Annotated in this window: 13 protein-coding genes and 1 riboswitch; of the genes, 8 read left to right on the forward strand and 5 right to left on the reverse strand. The window is 68.5% G+C overall.

Features of this window, described 5'->3' with window-relative positions:
• Positions 1–5: 5 nt before the first annotated feature.
• The 5 genes from DMH01_RS08385 to DMH01_RS08405 form a co-directional block, all read right to left on the reverse strand.
• Entirely contained in the window at positions 6–1,604 is a 1,599-nt protein-coding gene (locus tag DMH01_RS08385; RefSeq protein WP_199745407.1) for an acyl-CoA carboxylase subunit beta, read from the reverse strand.
• A complete protein-coding gene (locus tag DMH01_RS08390) occupies positions 1,601–2,749 on the reverse strand; it encodes an acyl-CoA dehydrogenase family protein (protein WP_125674856.1) in 1,149 nt (382 codons plus the stop codon). The genes DMH01_RS08385 and DMH01_RS08390 overlap by 4 nt, the downstream gene beginning before the upstream one ends.
• Complete coding sequence (locus DMH01_RS08395) at positions 2,746–4,443, reverse strand: acyclic terpene utilization AtuA family protein (RefSeq protein ID WP_125674858.1); 1,698 nt, start codon at positions 4,441–4,443, stop codon at positions 2,746–2,748. Before DMH01_RS08395 ends, DMH01_RS08390 begins: the two co-directional genes overlap by 4 nt.
• Positions 4,440–5,234, reverse strand: a complete 795-nt coding sequence (locus tag DMH01_RS08400) for a TIGR03084 family metal-binding protein (protein WP_125674860.1) — start codon at positions 5,232–5,234, stop codon at positions 4,440–4,442. Before DMH01_RS08400 ends, DMH01_RS08395 begins: the two co-directional genes overlap by 4 nt.
• Before the next feature lie 265 nt (positions 5,235–5,499).
• Positions 5,500–6,360 carry an NAD(P)-dependent oxidoreductase gene (locus DMH01_RS08405; RefSeq protein ID WP_125674862.1) on the reverse strand — a complete coding sequence of 287 codons (861 nt, stop codon included), beginning with the start codon at positions 6,358–6,360 and terminating at the stop codon, positions 5,500–5,502.
• Between the two features lie 50 nt (positions 6,361–6,410).
• Between DMH01_RS08405 and DMH01_RS08410 the strand changes: the two genes are divergently transcribed.
• The 8 genes from DMH01_RS08410 (at position 6,411) to DMH01_RS08445 (ending at position 17,496) form a co-directional block, all read left to right on the forward strand.
• Positions 6,411–6,803 (forward strand): MerR family transcriptional regulator, encoded by a 393-nt coding sequence (locus tag DMH01_RS08410; RefSeq protein ID WP_125674864.1) that lies wholly within the window; start codon positions 6,411–6,413, stop codon positions 6,801–6,803.
• Complete coding sequence (locus DMH01_RS08415; RefSeq protein WP_233621452.1) at positions 6,800–7,279, forward strand: tetratricopeptide repeat protein; 480 nt, start codon at positions 6,800–6,802, stop codon at positions 7,277–7,279. Before DMH01_RS08410 ends, DMH01_RS08415 begins: the two co-directional genes overlap by 4 nt.
• 41 nt (positions 7,280–7,320) lie before the next feature.
• Entirely contained in the window at positions 7,321–8,160 is an 840-nt protein-coding gene (locus tag DMH01_RS08420) for an enoyl-CoA hydratase-related protein (protein WP_125674866.1), read from the forward strand.
• A complete protein-coding gene (locus DMH01_RS08425) occupies positions 8,157–8,765 on the forward strand; it encodes an acetoacetate decarboxylase family protein (protein WP_125676613.1) in 609 nt (202 codons plus the stop codon). The genes DMH01_RS08420 and DMH01_RS08425 overlap by 4 nt, the downstream gene beginning before the upstream one ends.
• 235 nt (positions 8,766–9,000) lie before the next feature.
• Positions 9,001–11,976 carry a ribonucleoside-diphosphate reductase subunit alpha gene (locus DMH01_RS08430; RefSeq protein WP_125674868.1) on the forward strand — a complete coding sequence of 992 codons (2,976 nt, stop codon included), beginning with the start codon at positions 9,001–9,003 and terminating at the stop codon, positions 11,974–11,976.
• Between the two features lie 70 nt (positions 11,977–12,046).
• Positions 12,047–13,123 (forward strand): ribonucleotide-diphosphate reductase subunit beta, encoded by a 1,077-nt coding sequence (locus tag DMH01_RS08435; protein WP_125674870.1) that lies wholly within the window; start codon positions 12,047–12,049, stop codon positions 13,121–13,123.
• Between the two features lie 195 nt (positions 13,124–13,318).
• A riboswitch (cobalamin riboswitch) is annotated at positions 13,319–13,542 on the forward strand.
• A 98-nt stretch (positions 13,543–13,640) separates the two neighbouring features.
• The gene (gene metE / locus DMH01_RS08440) at positions 13,641–15,914 is read left to right on the forward strand and encodes a 5-methyltetrahydropteroyltriglutamate--homocysteine S-methyltransferase (protein ID WP_125674872.1); all 2,274 of its coding nucleotides are present in this window, start codon (positions 13,641–13,643) and stop codon (positions 15,912–15,914) included.
• A 136-nt stretch (positions 15,915–16,050) separates the two neighbouring features.
• Positions 16,051–17,496: a cytochrome P450 gene (locus tag DMH01_RS08445; RefSeq protein ID WP_199745408.1), complete on the forward strand. Its 1,446-nt coding sequence runs from the start codon at positions 16,051–16,053 to the stop codon at positions 17,494–17,496.
• The last annotated feature ends 145 nt before the right edge of the window (positions 17,497–17,641 follow it).

The following is a 17,641-nucleotide window of genomic DNA, read 5'->3' on the forward strand; positions in this document are numbered from 1 at the left end:
GGCCCCTACATCCTGAAGACGCCGAAGCCTTCGGCGCCCTTCACTGGTCCATTGTGGATCACGGACAGGCTGAGCCCGAGCACCGTGCGGGTGTCGCGGGGATCGATGATCCCGTCGTCGTAGAGCATCCCGGAGAGGAACATCGGCATCGACTCGGCTTCGATCTGCCCCTCCACCATGGCGCGCATGGCGGCGTCGTGCTCCTCGTTGTACTCCTGGCCTCGCGACGCGGCAGCGGCGCGGGCCACGATGGACAGCACGCCCGCCAGCTGTTGCGGCCCCATGACCGCGGATTTCGCACTGGGCCAGGCGAAGAGGAACCGGGGATCGTAGGCGCGGCCACACATGCCGTAATGACCGGCGCCGTACGAGGCGCCCATGAGCACCGACAGATGCGGCACCTTCGAGTTCGACACGGCGTTGATCATCATCGCGCCGTGTTTGATGATGCCGCTCTGCTCGTATTCCTTGCCGACCATGTAGCCGGTGGTGTTGTGCAGGAAGACCAGCGGCGTGTCGATCTGGTTGGCCAGCTGGATGAACTGCGCTGCCTTCTGCGACTCCTCGCCGAACAGAACCCCCTGCGCGTTGGCAAGGATGCCGACCGGGTAGCCGTGGATACTCGCCCAGCCGGTGGCGAGACTGCTGCCGTACAAGGGTTTGAACTCGTCGAAGTCCGAACCGTCGGCGACCCTGGCGATCACCTCGCGCGGGTCGAACGGCACCTTGAGATCGGTGGGCACGATGCCGAGCAGGTCCTCCACGGAGTACAGCGGCTCCGCGTAGTCCGGTTTCGGCGTCGGGCCCTGTTTGGTCCAGTTCAGCCGTTTGACGATGCTGCGGCCGAGCCGGATCGCGTCCTCTTCGTCCGCCGCGAGGTAGTCGGCGAGACCGGAGGTCCTGGCGTGCATCTCGGCGCCGCCGAGCGATTCGTCGTCGGACTCCTCACCGGTGGCCATCTTGACCAGCGGCGGCCCGCCGAGGAACACCTTCGCCCGTTCCTTGACCATCACGACGTAGTCCGACATTCCCGGCAGGTACGCGCCGCCCGCTGTCGAGTTGCCGAACACCAGGGCGATCGTGGGCACCTTCGCCGCCGACGACCGCGTGAGGTCGCGGAAGATCCGGCCACCGGGGATGAAGATCTCCTTCTGCGTCGGCAGATCCGCCCCGCCGGACTCGACGAGGTTGATCACCGGCAGCCGGTTCTGCGCGGCGATGTCCGCGGCGCGGTAGCTCTTCTTGGCCGTCCACGGGTTGCTCGCCCCGCCTTTGACCGTCGGGTCGCTCGCCGAGATCATGCACTCGACGCCTTCGACGACGCCGATCCCGGTGATCACGCTGGCGCCGACCTGGTAGTCCGAACCCCAGGCCGCCAGCGGCGACAGCTCCAGGAACGGCGAGTCCTCGTCGAGGAGGAGCTCGATCCGTTCGCGGGCCAGCAGTTTGCCGCGTTTGCGGTGGCGGGCGACGTACTTCTCGCCACCGCCCGCGATCGCCTTGGCGTGCTCGCCGTCGATCTCGGCCAGCTTGCCGAGCATGGACTCGCGGTTGGCGGCGAACTCATCGCTCCGCGTGTCCACAGTGGACCTGATCGTGCTCATGCGGTGTATCCCAATCGCTTCGCGGCCAAGCCGGTGAGGATCTCGTTGGTCCCGCCGCCGATCCCGAGGATGCGCACGTCACGGTAGTGACGCTCCACTTCGGACTCCCGCATGTAGCCGAGTCCGCCGTGCAGCTGCACGGCCTCGTTGACCACCCATTCGGCGGTCTCGACGGCGGTGTTCTTCGCGAAACAGGCTTCGGCGATGACCTCTTCGCCCGCGACGTGCCGCAGGGCGACCTGCCGGGTGTAGGTGCGGGCGACGTCGATCTTGCGGGCCATCTCGGTGAGCTTGTGCTGCACCAGCTGACGGGAGATCAGCGGGCGGCCGAAGGTCTCGCGCAGGCGACACCAGTCCAGCGTCAGGTCCAGCGCTCGCTGGGCGTGCGCGTAACCCTGCACCGCCAGTGAAACCCGCTCGGTGACGAACTGGGTGGCGACCTGCGCGAACCCGCTGTTCTCGGCGCCGATCAGGTTCTCCGCGGGCACGCGAACGTCCACATAGGACAACTCAGCGGTGTCCGAGCAGAGCCAGCCCATCTTCTCCAGCTTGCGGGAGACGGTGAAGCCCGGCGTGCCGCGTTCGACGACGATGAGCGAGATCCCGTGGGCGCCTGGCTCGCCGGTGCGGACCACGGTGGTCACGAAGTCGGCGCGGCAGCCCGAGGTGATGAAGGTCTTGGCCCCGTTGATGACGTACTCGTCGCCCTCGCGCACCGCAGTGGTGCGAATCCCGGCGACGTCGGAGCCGCCGTCGGGTTCGGTGACCGCGAGCGAGCCGATCTTGTGGCCCTCCAGGGTCGGCCGGACCCAGCGTTCGATCTGCACCGGATCCCCGGCCGCCGCGATATGCGGGACGGCGATGCCGCAGGTGAAAAGCGAGGCGAACAGGCCGCCGGAACCGCCCGCGTAGTGCAGTTCCTCGGCGATGACGACCGCGTCGAGGTAGTCACCGCCCCCGCCGCCGACCTCTTCGGGGAAGCCGACGCCGAGCAGCCCGAGTTCCCCGGCCTTGCGGTGCAGATCGCGGGGCAGTTCGCCCTCGCGCTCCCAGTCTTCGAGGTGGGGCAGGATCTCGGTTTCGGCGAACCGCCGCACGGTCTTGCGGAGTTCGGCGCGTTCCGGCGTGGCGAAGGGGTCGGTCACAGGAGGGCCTCCGGGATGTCGATCTCGCGGGAGCGCAGCCATTCCCCGAGTGCCTTCGCCTGCGGGTCGAACCGCGCCTGCGACGCGACGCCCTCGCCGAGGATGCCTTCGACGACGAAGTTGAGCGCCCGCAGGTTCGGCAGGAGATGCCGCCGGACTTCGAGGTCCGCGGTCTCCGGGAGCAGCAGTTTGAATTCGGTGACGGTGAGCCGATGTGCGAGCCAGCGCCACGCCTCGTCGGAACGCGCCCAGACGCCGACGTTCGCGTTGCCGCCCTTGTCGCCGCTGCGGGCGCCGACCACCTTGCCCAGCGGTGCCCGGCGGACCTGGGCCTGGGTGAACGGCGCGGGCAGCCGGTCTTCGTCCACTTCGGACAGCGGCAGCGTTTCGGCGGCGGGCGCGATGTCGCGGCGCGTTCCGTCCGGCAGGACGGCCACGTGCGGAACCTCGTGCGCGTCGACGAAAGCGGGCCGGTACACGCCGTAGGGCGAGGCGGCCGCGGGCGGCGCGGTGACGTGGAAGCCCGGGTAGCTCGCCAACGCGAGTTCGATCGCCGCGCCGCTGAACGCGCGCCCGGCGACCTCCGGATCGGCGTCCTTCACCGCGACGTGCAGCAGCGCGCTCGCCTGCTGCTCGGTTTCGGCGTCGGGCCGGTCCGTGCGGGCCAAGGTCCACTGGACGTCCGCCGGCGGCTTGGCCTTGAGCGCGCCTTCGAGTTGTTCCTTCACCAGCGCGGCTTTCGCCTCGATGTCGAGTCCGGTGAGGACGAACGTCGTCTCGTTGCGGAAACCGCCGAGCCCGTTCAGGCAGACCTTGAGCGTCGGAGGCGGCGGCTCACCGGTGACGCCGCTGATCCGGACGCGGTCCGGGCCGTCCTCGGAGAGCGTCAGCGTGTCGAACCGCGCGGTGACGTCCGGCCCGGCGTACCGGGCGCCGGTGATCTCGTAGAGCAGTTGCGCCGTAACGGTTCCGGCGTTCACCACACCGCCGGTGCCGGGGTGTTTGGTGATCACGCTGGAGCCGTCGGCGGAGATCTCGGCGATCGGGAACCCCGGGACGCCGAGCTCGTGCTCGGCGAAGAAGGCGTAGTTGCCGCCGGTGGCCTGCGTACCGCATTCGATCACGTGCCCGGCCGCGACCGCGCCCGCCAGCGCGTCGTAGTCGTCGCGGGCCCAGCCGAAGTGCGCGGCGGCCGGGCCGACGATCACCGACGCGTCCGTGACGCGCCCGGTCACCACGATGTCGGCGCCCGCGTTCAGGCATTCCGCGATCCCCCACGCGCCGAGATACGCGTTGGCCGTCAGGGTCTTGCCGAAGCCGAGTTCTTCCGCGCGCTGGATGAGGTCGTCGCCCTCGACGTGCGCGATCGCGACGTCGACGCCGAGTTTCGCGGCCAGTTCACGAAGCGCGTCCGCGAGACCGGCGGGGTTGAGCCCACCGGCGTTCGCCACAATCTTGACGCCCTTTTCCTTCGCCAGCGCGAGATTCTGGTCCATCTGGCGCAGGAAGGTCTTGGCGTACCCGCGGTTCGGGTCCTTCATCCGGTCGCGGCCGAGGATGAGCATGGTCAGTTCGGCCAGGTAGTCGCCGGTCAGCACGTCGAGCGGGCCGCCGGTGAGCATCTCGTGGACCGCGGAGAACCGGTCGCCGTAGAACCCGGACGCGTTGCCGATCCTGATCGGAGCCTGGGTCATGCGAACTGCCCCGGTTTCCGCCCGGCACCGGGCGGACCGGCGAACGCCTGCGCGATCCCGAGCCATTCCTCGACATCCTTGCCGGTGGCGACCAGGTCGGTGTCGGCGGGGTGACGACGCTGGGTGATGACGAGACAGAAGTCGACCGCGCTGCCGGTGAGCCGCTGCCCCGCGTCCTCGGGCCCGAACGCCCAGGTGGTGCCGTCGGGCGCGGTCAGCTCGACGCGGAATTCCTCGGCGGGCGGCGAGAGCGAGTTGAGCTTGTAGGCGAAGTCGCGAGTGCGGGTGCCGAAACGGGCGATGTGCCAGATCCGCGCGGTGTTCTCCCGCTCGACGCCGAGCGCGTCGTAGATGTCCTGGCCGTGTGCCCAGGTCTCCATGAGGCGCGCCGTCACCATGGACGCGGCGCTCATCGGCGGGCCGTACCAGGGGATCTTCTGTCCGTCGGGCACCGCGGCGAGCGCGTCGGCGAGTTTCGCGCGGCCGGCGCGCCACTCCGCCAGCAGCTCACGCGGCGGCGTCTTCGCGCCCTCGGCCGCGCCGTCGTCGACGTAGGACTCGCCCGTCGCGAGCAGCCCTTCGATCTCGGTCTGCCACTCGGCCTCGGATCCGCGCGCCGCGATCAGCGCCTTTTTGTCCGTCCAGGCCAGATGGGCGATCTGATGGGCGATCGTCCAGCCTTCGGCCGGGGTCCGCCGCGCCCAGTCCGACGCGGGCAGCTCCGCCACCACGTCGTCGATGGCCTGCGATTCCGCCGCGAGATCCCCAAGGATCACGCCAAGGTCAGCCATGCCCGCCTCCTCGCGTCCCCCTCAGGCTGGCACCCACCGCCGGAAAAATCAAGCACGCCTGATTGTTTTTATCCAGCCGGACGCTCAAGTACATGAAGGCCCCCTTCCTGTACCTAGGCGCAAGGAAGGGGGCCTTCATGTACTTCGGCGGCTGTTGTGACTAGTGGTGCTGCTGGGGCGCAATTGGCGGCCAGGTCCGTGAAGGCCTCCTTGAGGGACCCTGGGTCCCTCAAGGAGGCCTTCACGGACCGACGTGCGAGCCGCCCTACTCCCCCGCCCGCTCGAATTCCCGGATCAGCACCGGATACTGCTCCCCGCCGTGCCCGGCCGCGATCGCACGGTCGGCCATCGCCTTGATCAGCTTCGGCAGTTCGGCGTTCACGCCCAGCGCCTCACTCTCCTCGACCATATGCGCCATCGCCCGCGCGTCGGTCTCCAAGGCCGACACCTCGGCGGGGAAGGAATCCTTGTCGACCTGTTCGGCGTACCCGGGCAGCCAGCCCGCCACCCCGACGGCGATCTGCTGCGCGAAGGGCGCGTACGTCGCAGCGTCGACACCGGCCGTCTTGAGCATCGCGGTGCCCTGGAGCCACGCGTTCAGGACGCTCCACATCATCGTCAGACCGGCGACGTCGTACAGAGAGGCGAGTCCGGGGTCCTCGCCGAGGTAACTGATCGTGCCGAGTGCGCCGATCTCGAAGTCCGGCCGCGGCCCGCTCAGCAGGATCACCGCGTCGGCGGTCCCGATCGCCGACGGGATGGCCATGATCGCGCCGTCCACGTACCGGGCACCCTGTTTTTCGGCCCAGGCGGCGGTTTCCCGCGCCTGGGCCGAGTCGCCCGAGGTCAGGTTGACCAGTGTCGCGCCCTCCAGGCCGGCGTCGCCGAGCAGCTCACGGACGGCGGTGTAGTCGGTGAGGCACAGGATCGTCACGCCGCCCGAGCCGAGCGCGTCGCCGATCGTCGGCGCGAGCCGGGCACCTTCGGCCACGAGCGCGTCCGCCTTGGCGGCCGTCCGGTTCCACACGGTCGTGGGATGCCCCGCCTTCAGGAACGCGCGGGCGAGCGCGGTGCCCATGAGACCGAGGCCGACGACCGATACCGGGGTGTTCTCGTTGTCTGTCATGGCACGATCGTGAACGTTGATACCGGTATGAAGGTCAAGTGGGGAATGCGATGAAGATCGGTGAACTGAGTCACCGGACGGGCGTCAACGCCCACCAGTTGCGCTACTACGAAGCACAAGGGCTCCTGGAGGCGAGCCGCGGCACGAACGGTTACCGCGAGTACGACGAGACCGCTTTGCTGCGGGTGAAGCAGATCCGTCATCTGCTCGCCGCCGGCCTGTCGTCCGAAGACATCGCGTATCTGCTCCCCTGCGCGATCGGCGAGGAACCCGAGCTGATCGGCTGCCCCGAGTTGCTGGCCGCGATGCGAGAACGCCTCGGACGCCTGGACGAGCAGATGGCCAAGCTGGCACGTTCGCGTGACGCGCTGGCCGAGTACATCATCGTCGCCGAGCGCGTCGGCGCCGAGACCTACCCGCCCTTCGACGGCACCGCCGCGTGAACGAGGCACAGGAAGCGATCCGGCTGCGCGAGCAGGGCACCGACGAGGCCCGCCTGCGGCTGATCGAACTGGCCGGGCGGAACCCGCGGGACGCCGTGATCGCCTACCAGACGGCCTGGGCTCACGATTCCGCTGGACTGGAAGCCGGCGCGGCCCCGTTCTACGAACAGGCGCTCGCGGGCGAAGGTCTGTCCACAGAGGACAGGCACGGGGTGTTCGTCGGGCTCGGCAGCACATACCGCGTCCTCGGCCGGTACGACGAGTCGCTCGCGACCTTGCGCCGCGGCCTCGGCGAGTTCCCGGACGACGCGGCACTGAGGACGTTCCTCGCGATGGCGCTCTACAACGTCGGCGAGGCGCGCGAGGCGACGGGAACGCTGCTGAAGGTGCTCGCGGCGACCAGCGCGGACGACGGCGTCCAGCGGTACCGGCGTGCGGTCGAGTACTACGCGGACCATCTGGACGACGTCGAATGAGCCTTATTGACACCTTGTCAACGTAGCCTTACTTTCACGTCATGAGCGCGTACGCCGAAATCACCTACGAGGTCGCCGACCACATCGCGACCGTCACGCTCAACCGGCCGGAAGCCCGCAACGGCTACACCATCCGCATGGCCGACGAACTCGGCGACGCGATGGACCGGGCCGACCGCGACGAAGAGGTCCGGGTGGTGATCCTGACCGGCAACGGCAAGGATTTCTCGGTGGGCGCCGACCTCTCGCAGGGCGGTTTCGACTTCGACCCCGAGTCCGGGCCGGACGCGGCTTGGCAGGAGCCGGCGGGACGCTGCTCGAAACGGATCTTCACGATGAACAAGCCGGTGATCGCGGCTCTGCGGGGCGCGGCCGTCGGCGGCGGCATCACGATCACGCTGTCGTGCGACTACCGGCTGGCGTCCACGGATTCCCGGTTCGGTTTCGTCTTCGTCCGCCGCGGGATCTACCCCGAAGGCGCGTCCGCGTGGTTCCTCCCGCGGCTCGTCGGGATGGGAACGGCACTCGACTGGATGGTCAGCGGGCGTGTCTTCGGCGCCGAGGAAGCGAAATCCGCCGGATTGGTCCACAGTGTCCACGAGCCCGGGGAAGTGCTCGGCAAGGCGCGCGAACTGGCTCTCGAAATCGCCACGACCACGTCGCCGGTGTCGGTCGCGGTGACCCGGCAACTGCTGTACCGGATGGCGAGCGCCGCGTCGCCGTTCCCGGTGCACGAACTGGACTCCAAGCTGATCGGCGGCCTGGGCTCCAGCCCGGACGCCGTCGAGGGCGTCCTGTCCTTCCTGCAGAAACGACCACCGGAGTTCTCCATGCGCGTCGACACCGACCAGCCCCCCTACCTGCCGTGGCGGAACTCGTGACCGCCTATCCCCCGGAACCCTGGGACCTGGCGGGCCAGGCGTACCTGTCGATCTGGCGTGTCCCGGTGAGCGAACTGCCCGAACTCCCCGGCGGCGTCGAGCCGATCACGCTGGGCGGCCGCGCCCAGGTGTTCACCGCGTGGATCGACTATCAGGAGCCCGGGCAGCTTCAGTACCACGAGCTGCTCGCGACCGTCGCGGTCCGCGGCGAACGTCTGTCCAGCTCCATCACCGACATCTGGGTCGACAGTGAGGTCTCCCTCGCCGGCGGACGCGCGCTGTGGGGCATCCCGAAGGATCTCGCCGCGCTCGACTTCGCCCACGGGCGGACCTTCACCGCCTCGGCGGCCACCCACGAGGACTGGATCGCGACGGCGGCCTTCACCGCCCGCCCGAGCCTCCCGGTGCGGATGCCCGCGGCCTTCGACGTCGTCCAAATGCTGGACGGCCGTCTCAAAAGAAGCCCCGTCCGAGCGACGGCGAACCCGCGTCCCGCGGCCGCGGATTGGCGGATCAACGAGTCCGGCCCGTTCGGCTTCCTCGCCGGTCAGCGGCCCGTGCTGAGCGCCTGCCTGCGCGACTTCAAGATCGTCTTCGGCGGCTGACCGGCCGCTCAGCGTGATCGTCTAACCCGCCAGGGTGAGACGACGACACGCCACCCATTGGGGCACGTGCAGCCTCCGACCCCTACATGTAGTCTCTGGGAACCGGTACCGCCCAGCGACGGGGAGACCGCTCGGGAGCGGTTGCCGGACAGCTTTGTGAACGTGCAGCGCACGGCCTTGTGAGGCCTTGTGGTGCTTCAACGCGCCTTTTTCAAGAGACACAGTGGAGTCATGCATGTCAGTCGATACCGGTCAGCGGCCGCCCTCGTCCTCGGACACCACGCCCGCGACCGTGCGAGTCATCCGGCGGGACGGCAGCGTGTCCCCCTTCGACGCGAACAAGATCTCGGTCGCCGTGACCAAGGCCTTCCTCGCCGTCGAGGGCGGTGACGCGGCCGCCTCGTCGCGGATCCACCACCTGGTCAAGGAATTGACCGAGCAGATCGAGACCACCCTGCTCCGCCACGCCGGTCCCGAGACCGCGCTGCACATCGAGCAGATCCAGGACATCGTCGAGCTCGCGCTGATGCGCGGCGAGCACCACAAGGTCGCCCGCGCGTACGTCCTGTACCGCGATGAGCGCGCGAAGGCCCGCGAGGCCGAGAAGCCCGCTTCGTCCGACGTCGCCATCAGCGTCAAGACGGCCGACGGCTCGCTCCGCCCGCTCGACTGGGCCCGCGTCTCGCACGTGGTCGGCGAGGCCGTCGCCGGCCTCGAGGACGTCTCGGCCGAGCCGGTCCTGGCCGAGGCCAAGCGCAACCTCTACGACGGCATCAGCGCCGACGAACTCGCCCTCGCCCAGATCATGGCCGCGCGTGTGCTCGTCGAGCAGGAGCCGAACTACTCCTACGTCAGTGCCCGGCTGCTGGCGGACAAGCTCCGCGGCGAGGCGCTCAGCTACCTCGCGGGCGTGCCGCAGCAGGCCAGCCAGGACGAGATGACCGCCCGGTACCCGCAGTACTTCCGGGACTACCTCAAGCGCGCCATCGAGCTGGAGCTGGTCAACCCCGAGCTCCAGACCTTCGACCTGGACAAGATCACCGCGGCCATCCGCGCCGAGCGCGACCTCGACTTCGGCTTCCTCGGCCTGCAGACCCTGTACGACCGGTACTTCCAGCACCACGACGGCGTCCGCTTCGAGCTGCCGCAGGCGTTCTTCATGCGCGTCGCGATGGGCCTGGCGATCCGCGAGGACGACCGGGAAGCCCGCGCCATCGAGTTCTACGAGCTGCTCTCGACGTTCCACTTCATGGCGTCCACCCCGACGCTGTTCAACTCGGGCACCACGCGCCCGCAGCTGTCGTCCTGCTTCCTGACCACGGTCGACGACGACCTGGACTCGATCTTCCAGGCGTACAAGAACAACGCGCTGCTGGCGAAGTACTCGGGCGGTCTCGGCAACGACTGGACCCCGGTCCGCGGCCTCGGCGCGCACATCAAGGGCACCAACGGCCAGTCGCAGGGTGTCGTGCCGTTCCTCAAGATCGCTAACGACACCGCGGTCGCGGTGAACCAGGGCGGCAAGCGCAAGGGCGCGGCCTGCGCGTACCTCGAGACCTGGCACGTGGACATCGAGGAATTCCTCGACCTGCGCAAGAACACCGGTGACGACCGTCGCCGCACGCACGACATGAACACCGCGAACTGGGTGCCGGACGAGTTCCTGCGCCGCGTCGAGGCCGACGCGCAGTGGACGCTGTTCTCGCCGAACGAGACCCCGGACCTGCACGACCTCTACGGCAACGCGTTCGCCGAGCGCTACCGCGAGTACGAGGCCGCCGCCGAGCGCGGTGAGCTGAAGGTGTTCCGCAAGGTCCGCGCGGTCGACCTGTGGCGCCGCATGCTGACCATGCTGTTCGAGACCGGCCACCCGTGGATCACCTTCAAGGACCCGTGCAACCTGCGTTCGCCGCAGCAGCACGTGGGTGTCGTGCACTCGTCCAACCTGTGCACCGAGATCACGCTGAACACCACCACCGACGAGGTCGCGGTCTGCAACCTCGGCTCGGTGAACCTGCTCAAGCACGTCACCCCCGAGGGCCTGGACACCCAGCGCCTCGAGAAGACCGTGCGCACCGCGGTCCGCATGCTCGACAACGTGATCGACATCAACTTCTACACGATCCCGGAGGCGCGCCGCTCCAACCTGCGCCACCGCCCGATCGGGCTGGGCCTGATGGGCTTCCAGGACGCGCTGTTCGAGATCGGTGTGCCGCTGTCCTCGGACGAGGCCGTGCAGTTCGCGGACACCAGCATGGAGCACATCAGCTACTACGCGATCTCGGCGTCGACCGACCTCGCCGAGGAGCGCGGCCAGTACCAGACGTTCGAGGGTTCCTTGTGGAGCAAGGGAATCCTGCCGATCGACTCGATGCAGCTGCTGATCGACGCGCGGCAGGGCGACGCGCTCGACGTCGACATCTCGTCCACTTTGGACTGGGCGCCGCTGCGCGAGCGGGTCAAGACCGTCGGCATGCGCAACTCCAACGTGATGGCGATCGCGCCGACCGCGACGATCTCCAACATCTGCGGGGTCGGGCAGTCGATCGAGCCGCTGTTCCAGAACCTGTTCGTCAAGTCGAACATGTCCGGCGACTTCACCGTGGTGAACCCGCACCTGGTCCGCTCGCTCAAGGAGCGCGGGCTGTGGGACGAGGTCATGGTCTCGGACCTGAAGTACTTCGACGGCAGCCTCGGCCAGATCGACCGCGTGCCGGACGACCTGAAGGCGCTGTACGCCACCGCGTTCGAGATCGAGTCGAAGTGGCTGGTGGACGCCGGTTCGCGTCGTCAGAAGTGGATCGACCAGGCGCAGTCGCTGAACCTGTACATCGCGGCGCCCAGCGGACGCAAGCTCGACGAGCTGTACCGCTACGCCTGGCACAAGGGCCTCAAGACCACGTACTACCTGCGGGCGCGGTCCGCGACGCACGTGGAGAAGAGCACCCTGCGCGGCACCGACGGCAAGCTGAACGCGGTCTCGGCCACCCCGGCCCCTGCCACGCCTAAGCCCGCCGCCCCGGCCCCGGCTCCCGCCGCTTCGCCCGCCCCGTCGGCTTCCGCCGCGGTCCCGGCCGTCCCGGTGACCGCCCCGGCCCCGGCCGCCAAGCCGGAGCCGAAGGAGATGCCGCAGGTCTCGGACGTCGACTTCGTCGCCACCGACGGCGCCGCCTGCCGGATCGACGACCCCGACTGCGAAGCCTGCCAGTAATACATCCTCGTGAGTGGTAAGGGCGGTTCTCACCGTCCTTACCACTCACGACGCCCTCTTGGAGCTCTTTATGACCACCTTTGACCCCGCCACCGACGCCACCGGCCTCGGTGAGATCGAAGTCGGCGCCGCCCGGATCAACGTCGACGACAAGCGGATGATCAACGCCCGCGCCGACGTCAACCAGCTGCTGCCGATGAAGTACACCTGGGCGTGGGAGAAGTACCTCGCCGGCTGCAACAACCACTGGATGCCGACCGAGGTCGCCATGCAGGCCGACATCGCGCTGTGGAAGTCGCCCGACGGCCTCACCGAGGACGAGCGCACCATGCTCAAGCGCAACCTCGGCTTCTTCGCCACCGCGGAATCGCTGGTGGCCAACAACATCGTGCTCGCGGTGTACCGGCAGATCACCAACCCCGAATGCCGCCAGTACCTGCTGCGCCAGGCGTTCGAGGAGGCCGTGCACACGCACACCTTCCAGTACATCTGCGAGAGCCTCGGCCTGGTCGAGGGCGAGCTGTTCAACATGTACCGCGAGGTCCCCTCCATCTCGGAGAAGGACGCGTGGGCGCTGAAGTACACGCAGAACCTGGAGAACCCGGACTTCGAGACCGGCACCCCGGAAGCCGACCAGAACTTCCTGCGTGACCTCGTCGCGTTCTACGTGATCTTCGAGGGCATGTGGTTCTACACCGGCTTCGCGCAGATCCTCTCGCTCGGCCGCCGGAACAAGATGGTCGGCATCGCCGAGCAGTACCAGTACATCCTGCGCGACGAGTCGATCCACCTGAACTTCGGCATCGACTGCATCAACCAGATCAAGATCGAGAACCCGCACCTGTGGACCGAGGAGTTCCAGGCGGAGATCCGGACGATGCTGACCGAGGCGTGCGAGCTCGAGGTCGCCTACGCCCGCGACACCATGCCGCGCGGCATGCTCGGGCTCTCGGCCGAGCTGATCGAGCAGTACATGCACTTCATCACCGACCGGCGCGCGCAGCAGATCGGTCTCGCGCCGATCTTCGGCGAGACGGAGAACCCGTTCCCGTGGATGTCGGAGGCGATGGACCTCAAGAAGGAGAAGAACTTCTTCGAGACCCGCGTCATCGAGTACCAGTCGGGCGGCGCCCTCGACTGGGACTGACCCCCGCACACGCAACTCGCGTGCTCGAATCGCGAACTCGCGTGATCAGACACGCAACTCGCGTGATTGAACGGCGAACTCGCGAGTTACGCCCCCGATCACGCGAGTTCGCCGTCTGATCACGTGAGTTCGCCGTCTGATCACGCGTGGCGTCCGGTTCGTCACATGTCCAGCGGGCCACTAGCGCGCCTCGGTACGCTCCGGAGTGCTACTGGTTCGCCCGGCCTCCCAGGCCGGTCGAGGTAACAGGGAACCCGGTGTGAATCCGGGACTGCCCCGCAGCGGTATGTGGGAACGAAAGCCGTCACCGTGCGAGACACGGTAAAGCACTGGGACATGGCGCCCCGGGAAGCGACGGCCGGTAGGACCGAGCGAGTCGCCCACGAGTCCGAAGACCTGCCCGTGGTACGCGCGCCGACGGCGTGCGTGAGTCCGGGCCTCGTGGGATGGGCACGACCGAACGGCGGTCACTCCTGCGCGCTCCGGGCTCTCACGACAAGCTCGCGAGGAGAGAGCTGTGACCGAAATCGGCACGACAGTGCTGGGCTACCCCCGGATCGGACCGGACCGCGAACTCAAGCGTTCACTCGAACGCTACTGGGCAGGCAAGATCGACGAGGCCGAACTGCTGGGCACCGGCCGCGCGTTGCGCACCCGGACCTGGCGGGAACTCAAGGACGCGGGGCTGGATTCCGTCCCCTCCAACACCTTCTCCCATTACGACCAGATGCTCGACACGACCGAGCTGTTCGGAGCGCTGCCGGAGCGCTTCACGACGCTCGGTCTCTCGCCGCTCGACACCTACTTCGCCGCCGCCCGCGGCGTGCAGGACGCGCCGGCGATGGAGATGACGAAGTGGTTCGACACGAACTACCACTACATCGTCCCCGAACTCGGCCCGGACACGACGTTCTCGCTCACCGGCACCAAACCGCTCGACGAATACCGCGAGGCCCGCGCGGTCGGCGTCGAGACCCGGCCGGTGCTGGTGGGCCCGGTGACCTTCCTCCTGCTCGCGAAGCCGGCCGAGACCGCCCCGGAAGGTTTCCGCCCGCTGGACCTGCTCGACAACCTCCTCGACGGCTACGTCGAGCTGCTGCGCCGTCTGCACGACGAAGGCGTCGAGTGGGTTCAGTTCGACGAACCCGCCTTCGCCGCGGACCGCACCGAGCGGGAGCTCAACGCGCTCATCCGCGCCTACCACCGGCTCGCGAAGGAGACCGCGCGGCCCAAGATCCTGGTCGCCGGGTATTTCGGCGGCCTCGGTCGCGGCTTGGGTGTGCTCGCCCGCTCCCCGATCGACGCCATCGCCGTCGACCTCGTCACCGATCAGTCCTTTGTGGACGCCGTCGCGGCCGAGCCCGCCTTGCGGGACAAGGAGGTTCTGGCCGGTGTCGTGGACGGGCGCAACGTCTGGCGCACGGATCCGACCCGCGCGCTCAGCCGGGCGGCGACCCTGCTCGGCGTCGCGAAGTCGGTCAGCGTGTCGACGTCCTGTTCGTTGCTGCACGTGCCCTACGACGTCGAACGGGAGGACGGGCTCCACCCGCGTCTCAAAGGCTGGCTCGCCTTCGCCAAGCAGAAGGTCGACGAGGTCGTCCTGCTCGGACGCGCGTTGAAGGAAGAAGGTGTCGACCTCGCTCCCGCCCGTGCCGCGGCCGCGGATCGCGCGACGGCGGCCGATCTGGCCGACAGCGGGGTGCGCGCCCGGCTGGAGGCGCTGCGGCCGGAGGACACCGTCCGCTCCCCCTACGCCCGGCGCGCGGCGGCTCAGCAGGCCGCGCTGGATCTGCCGCCGTTGCCGACCACGACGATCGGCTCGTTCCCGCAGACCACCGACGTCCGCAAGGCGCGCGCCGCGCACAAGGCGGGTTCGCTGGACGACGCGGGCTACGAGGCCGCGATGAAGGCGGAGATCGAGCGCGTCGTCCGGCTGCAGGAGGACCTCGGCCTGGACGTGCTGGTGCACGGCGAGCCCGAGCGCAACGACATGGTGCAGTACTTCGCCGAGCGGCTGGCCGGGTTCGCGGCCACCGACTTCGGCTGGGTGCAGTCCTACGGTTCGCGGTGTGTCCGGCCACCGATCCTGTACGGCGACGTCTCGCGTCCGGAGCCGATGACCGTCGAGTGGGCGCGTTACGCGCAGAGCCTGACCGGCAAACCCGTCAAGGGGATGCTGACCGGGCCGGTGACGATCCTGGCGTGGTCGTTCGTCCGCGACGACCAGCCGCTGGGCGAGACCGCCCGCCAGGTGGCGCTGGCCATCCGCGACGAGGTGCACGATCTGCAGGAAGCGGGCATCCGCGTCATCCAGGTGGATGAGCCGGCGCTGCGGGAACTGCTCCCCCTGCGCACGGCGACGCATGAGGCGTACTTCGCGTGGGCTATTTCGTCGTTCCGGCTCGCGACTTCCGGGATCGACGACGCGACCCAGATCCACACGCATATGTGCTACTCGGAATTCGGCGACGTGGTCAAGGCGATCGACGCGCTCGACGCCGACGTCACCAGCATCGAGGCCGCGCGGTCGAAGATGGAGGTCGTCACGGACCTCGGCGCGGCGGGCTTCGGCCGTGGTGTCGGGCCGGGCGTCTACGACATCCACTCGCCGCGTGTCCCCGGCGTCGACGAGGTCAGCGGGCTGCTGCGGACCGCCGTCGGCGCCGTGCCCGCCGAGCGGATCTGGGTCAACCCGGACTGCGGCCTGAAGACGCGCGGATACGCCGAGGTCGAGCCCGCTCTGCGGAACCTCGTCGCGGCCGCCCGCACGGTCCGCTCCGAGCTGGCCTGACGTTCCGTGAAGGCCTCCTTGAGGGACTCTGGGTCCCTCAAGGAGGCCTTCACGGACTTCCTTCGAGGTATTGTCAAGGCGTCAATAAGGGTGCGATGGTGGAACGGCAACCGGTCTCAGCGGGGAGATGGTCACCATGGCGAACGCCGTCGAAAAGGTCACCGGGGCGCTGCGCGAGCGGGTCCCGCCGCTCACCTCGATCCCCCTGCCGCGTTCGGTCGACCAGCGCTGGCTCGGCGCGACGTGGCCGGTCCGCGAACTCGCACCCGCCCCGCCGGGCCTCAAACCCGTCCTGGGCGACGAAGGCCCGCCGGTCATCGGGCACGCGCTGGACTTCATGCGTTTCGGCATCGAGTTCGGCCTGAAACGCCACGAGACCTACGGCCCGGTCTCCTGGATGGGCGCGTTCGGCCGCCGCATCGTCGCGCTCTCGGGCCCGGAGGCCACGCAGATCGCGCTGGTGAACAAGGACAAGGCCTTCTCGCAGGAGGGCTGGAAGTTCTTCATCGAGCAGTTCTTCGACCGCGGCCTGATGCTGCTCGACTTCGGCGAGCACCATCTGCACCGCCGGATCATGCAGGCGGCGTTCACCCGGCAACGGCTCACCGGGTACGTCGACCAGATGGGACCGGCTCTGCGCGAGGGCGTCGCCGCGTGGACGGACCGGCCGAACCCGCGGATCTACTGGTCCCTCAAGCAACTCACGCTCGACGTCGCGACGCGCGTGTTCATGGGCATGCGGTCCGGCGACGACGCGGCCACGATCAACCGCGCGTTCGTGAACTCCGTGCGCGCGGGCACGGCCATCGTGCGGTTCCCCGTCCCCGGCGGCCGCTGGGCGGCGGGGCTGCACGGCCGCAAGGTCCTCGAACGCTATTTCTCGGCGAACCTGCCCGCGAAACGGGCGGGCGACGGCGAAGACCTCTTCACCGCGTTGTGCCACGCCACCACCGAAGACGGTGACCGCTTCACCGACTCCGACGTCGTCAACCACATGATCTTCCTGATGATGGCCGCGCACGACACGTCGACCATCACCAGCGCCGCCGCCGTCTACCACCTTGCCAAGAACCCCGAATGGCAGGAACGCGCGCGCCGGGAGTCCCTCGCGCTCGGCGACGACGTGCCGGACATCGAGGCGCTGGAGACCCTGACCACGCTCGACCTGGTGATCAAGGAATCCCTGCGGCTGGTGGCCCCGGTTCCTTCCCTGGCAAGGAAGACCGTGAAGGACACCGAGGTTCTCGGGCATTTCATTCCCGAAGGGACACTCGTCGGGGTTTCGCCCACCGTCAACCACTTCTCGCCGGACCACTGGACCGACCCGATGCGGTTCGACCCGGACCGCTTCGGCGAGGCACGCCGGGAGGACAAGTCGCATCGCTACGCGTGGATGCCGTTCGGCGGCGGCGCGCACAAGTGCATCGGCCTGCATTTCGGGACGTTCGAGGTGAAGGCGCTGCTGCACGAGATGCTGCGGGCGTATCGGTGGTCGGTACCGGAGAACTACACCGCACGCTGGGACTACGTCTCGCTGCCCGTACCCGCGGACGGCCTGCCGATCCGCCTGACGGCCCGCTGAAGCCGGACCAATCGGACAACCACTATCGAGTACTCTTGGTAACTTCCGGTCACCACTCGTGTAGCGGCGATCACCCTTTCAGCCGGTAGACACCCCGGATCGCGCATGATGCCGTGGCACTACACCCGGCCGGCTCATACCTAGT

The organism is Amycolatopsis sp. WAC 04182 (assembly GCF_003947465.1).
Lineage (GTDB): Bacteria > Actinomycetota > Actinomycetes > Mycobacteriales > Pseudonocardiaceae > Amycolatopsis.

Coding starts and splice junctions, on each gene's coding strand:
- DMH01_RS08435 (WP_125674870.1), top strand. CDS start 12,047: ATGACCACCTTTGACCCCGCCACCGACGCCACCGGCCTCGGTGAGATC.
- DMH01_RS08385 (WP_199745407.1), bottom strand. CDS start 1,604: ATGAGCACGATCAGGTCCACTGTGGACACGCGGAGCGATGAGTTCGCC.
- DMH01_RS08410 (WP_125674864.1), top strand. CDS start 6,411: ATGAAGATCGGTGAACTGAGTCACCGGACGGGCGTCAACGCCCACCAG.
- DMH01_RS08400 (WP_125674860.1), bottom strand. CDS start 5,234: ATGGCTGACCTTGGCGTGATCCTTGGGGATCTCGCGGCGGAATCGCAG.
- DMH01_RS08405 (WP_125674862.1), bottom strand. CDS start 6,360: ATGACAGACAACGAGAACACCCCGGTATCGGTCGTCGGCCTCGGTCTC.
- DMH01_RS08395 (WP_125674858.1), bottom strand. CDS start 4,443: ATGACCCAGGCTCCGATCAGGATCGGCAACGCGTCCGGGTTCTACGGC.
- DMH01_RS08430 (WP_125674868.1), top strand. CDS start 9,001: ATGTCAGTCGATACCGGTCAGCGGCCGCCCTCGTCCTCGGACACCACG.
- DMH01_RS08420 (WP_125674866.1), top strand. CDS start 7,321: ATGAGCGCGTACGCCGAAATCACCTACGAGGTCGCCGACCACATCGCG.
- DMH01_RS08445 (WP_199745408.1), top strand. CDS start 16,051: ATGGCGAACGCCGTCGAAAAGGTCACCGGGGCGCTGCGCGAGCGGGTC.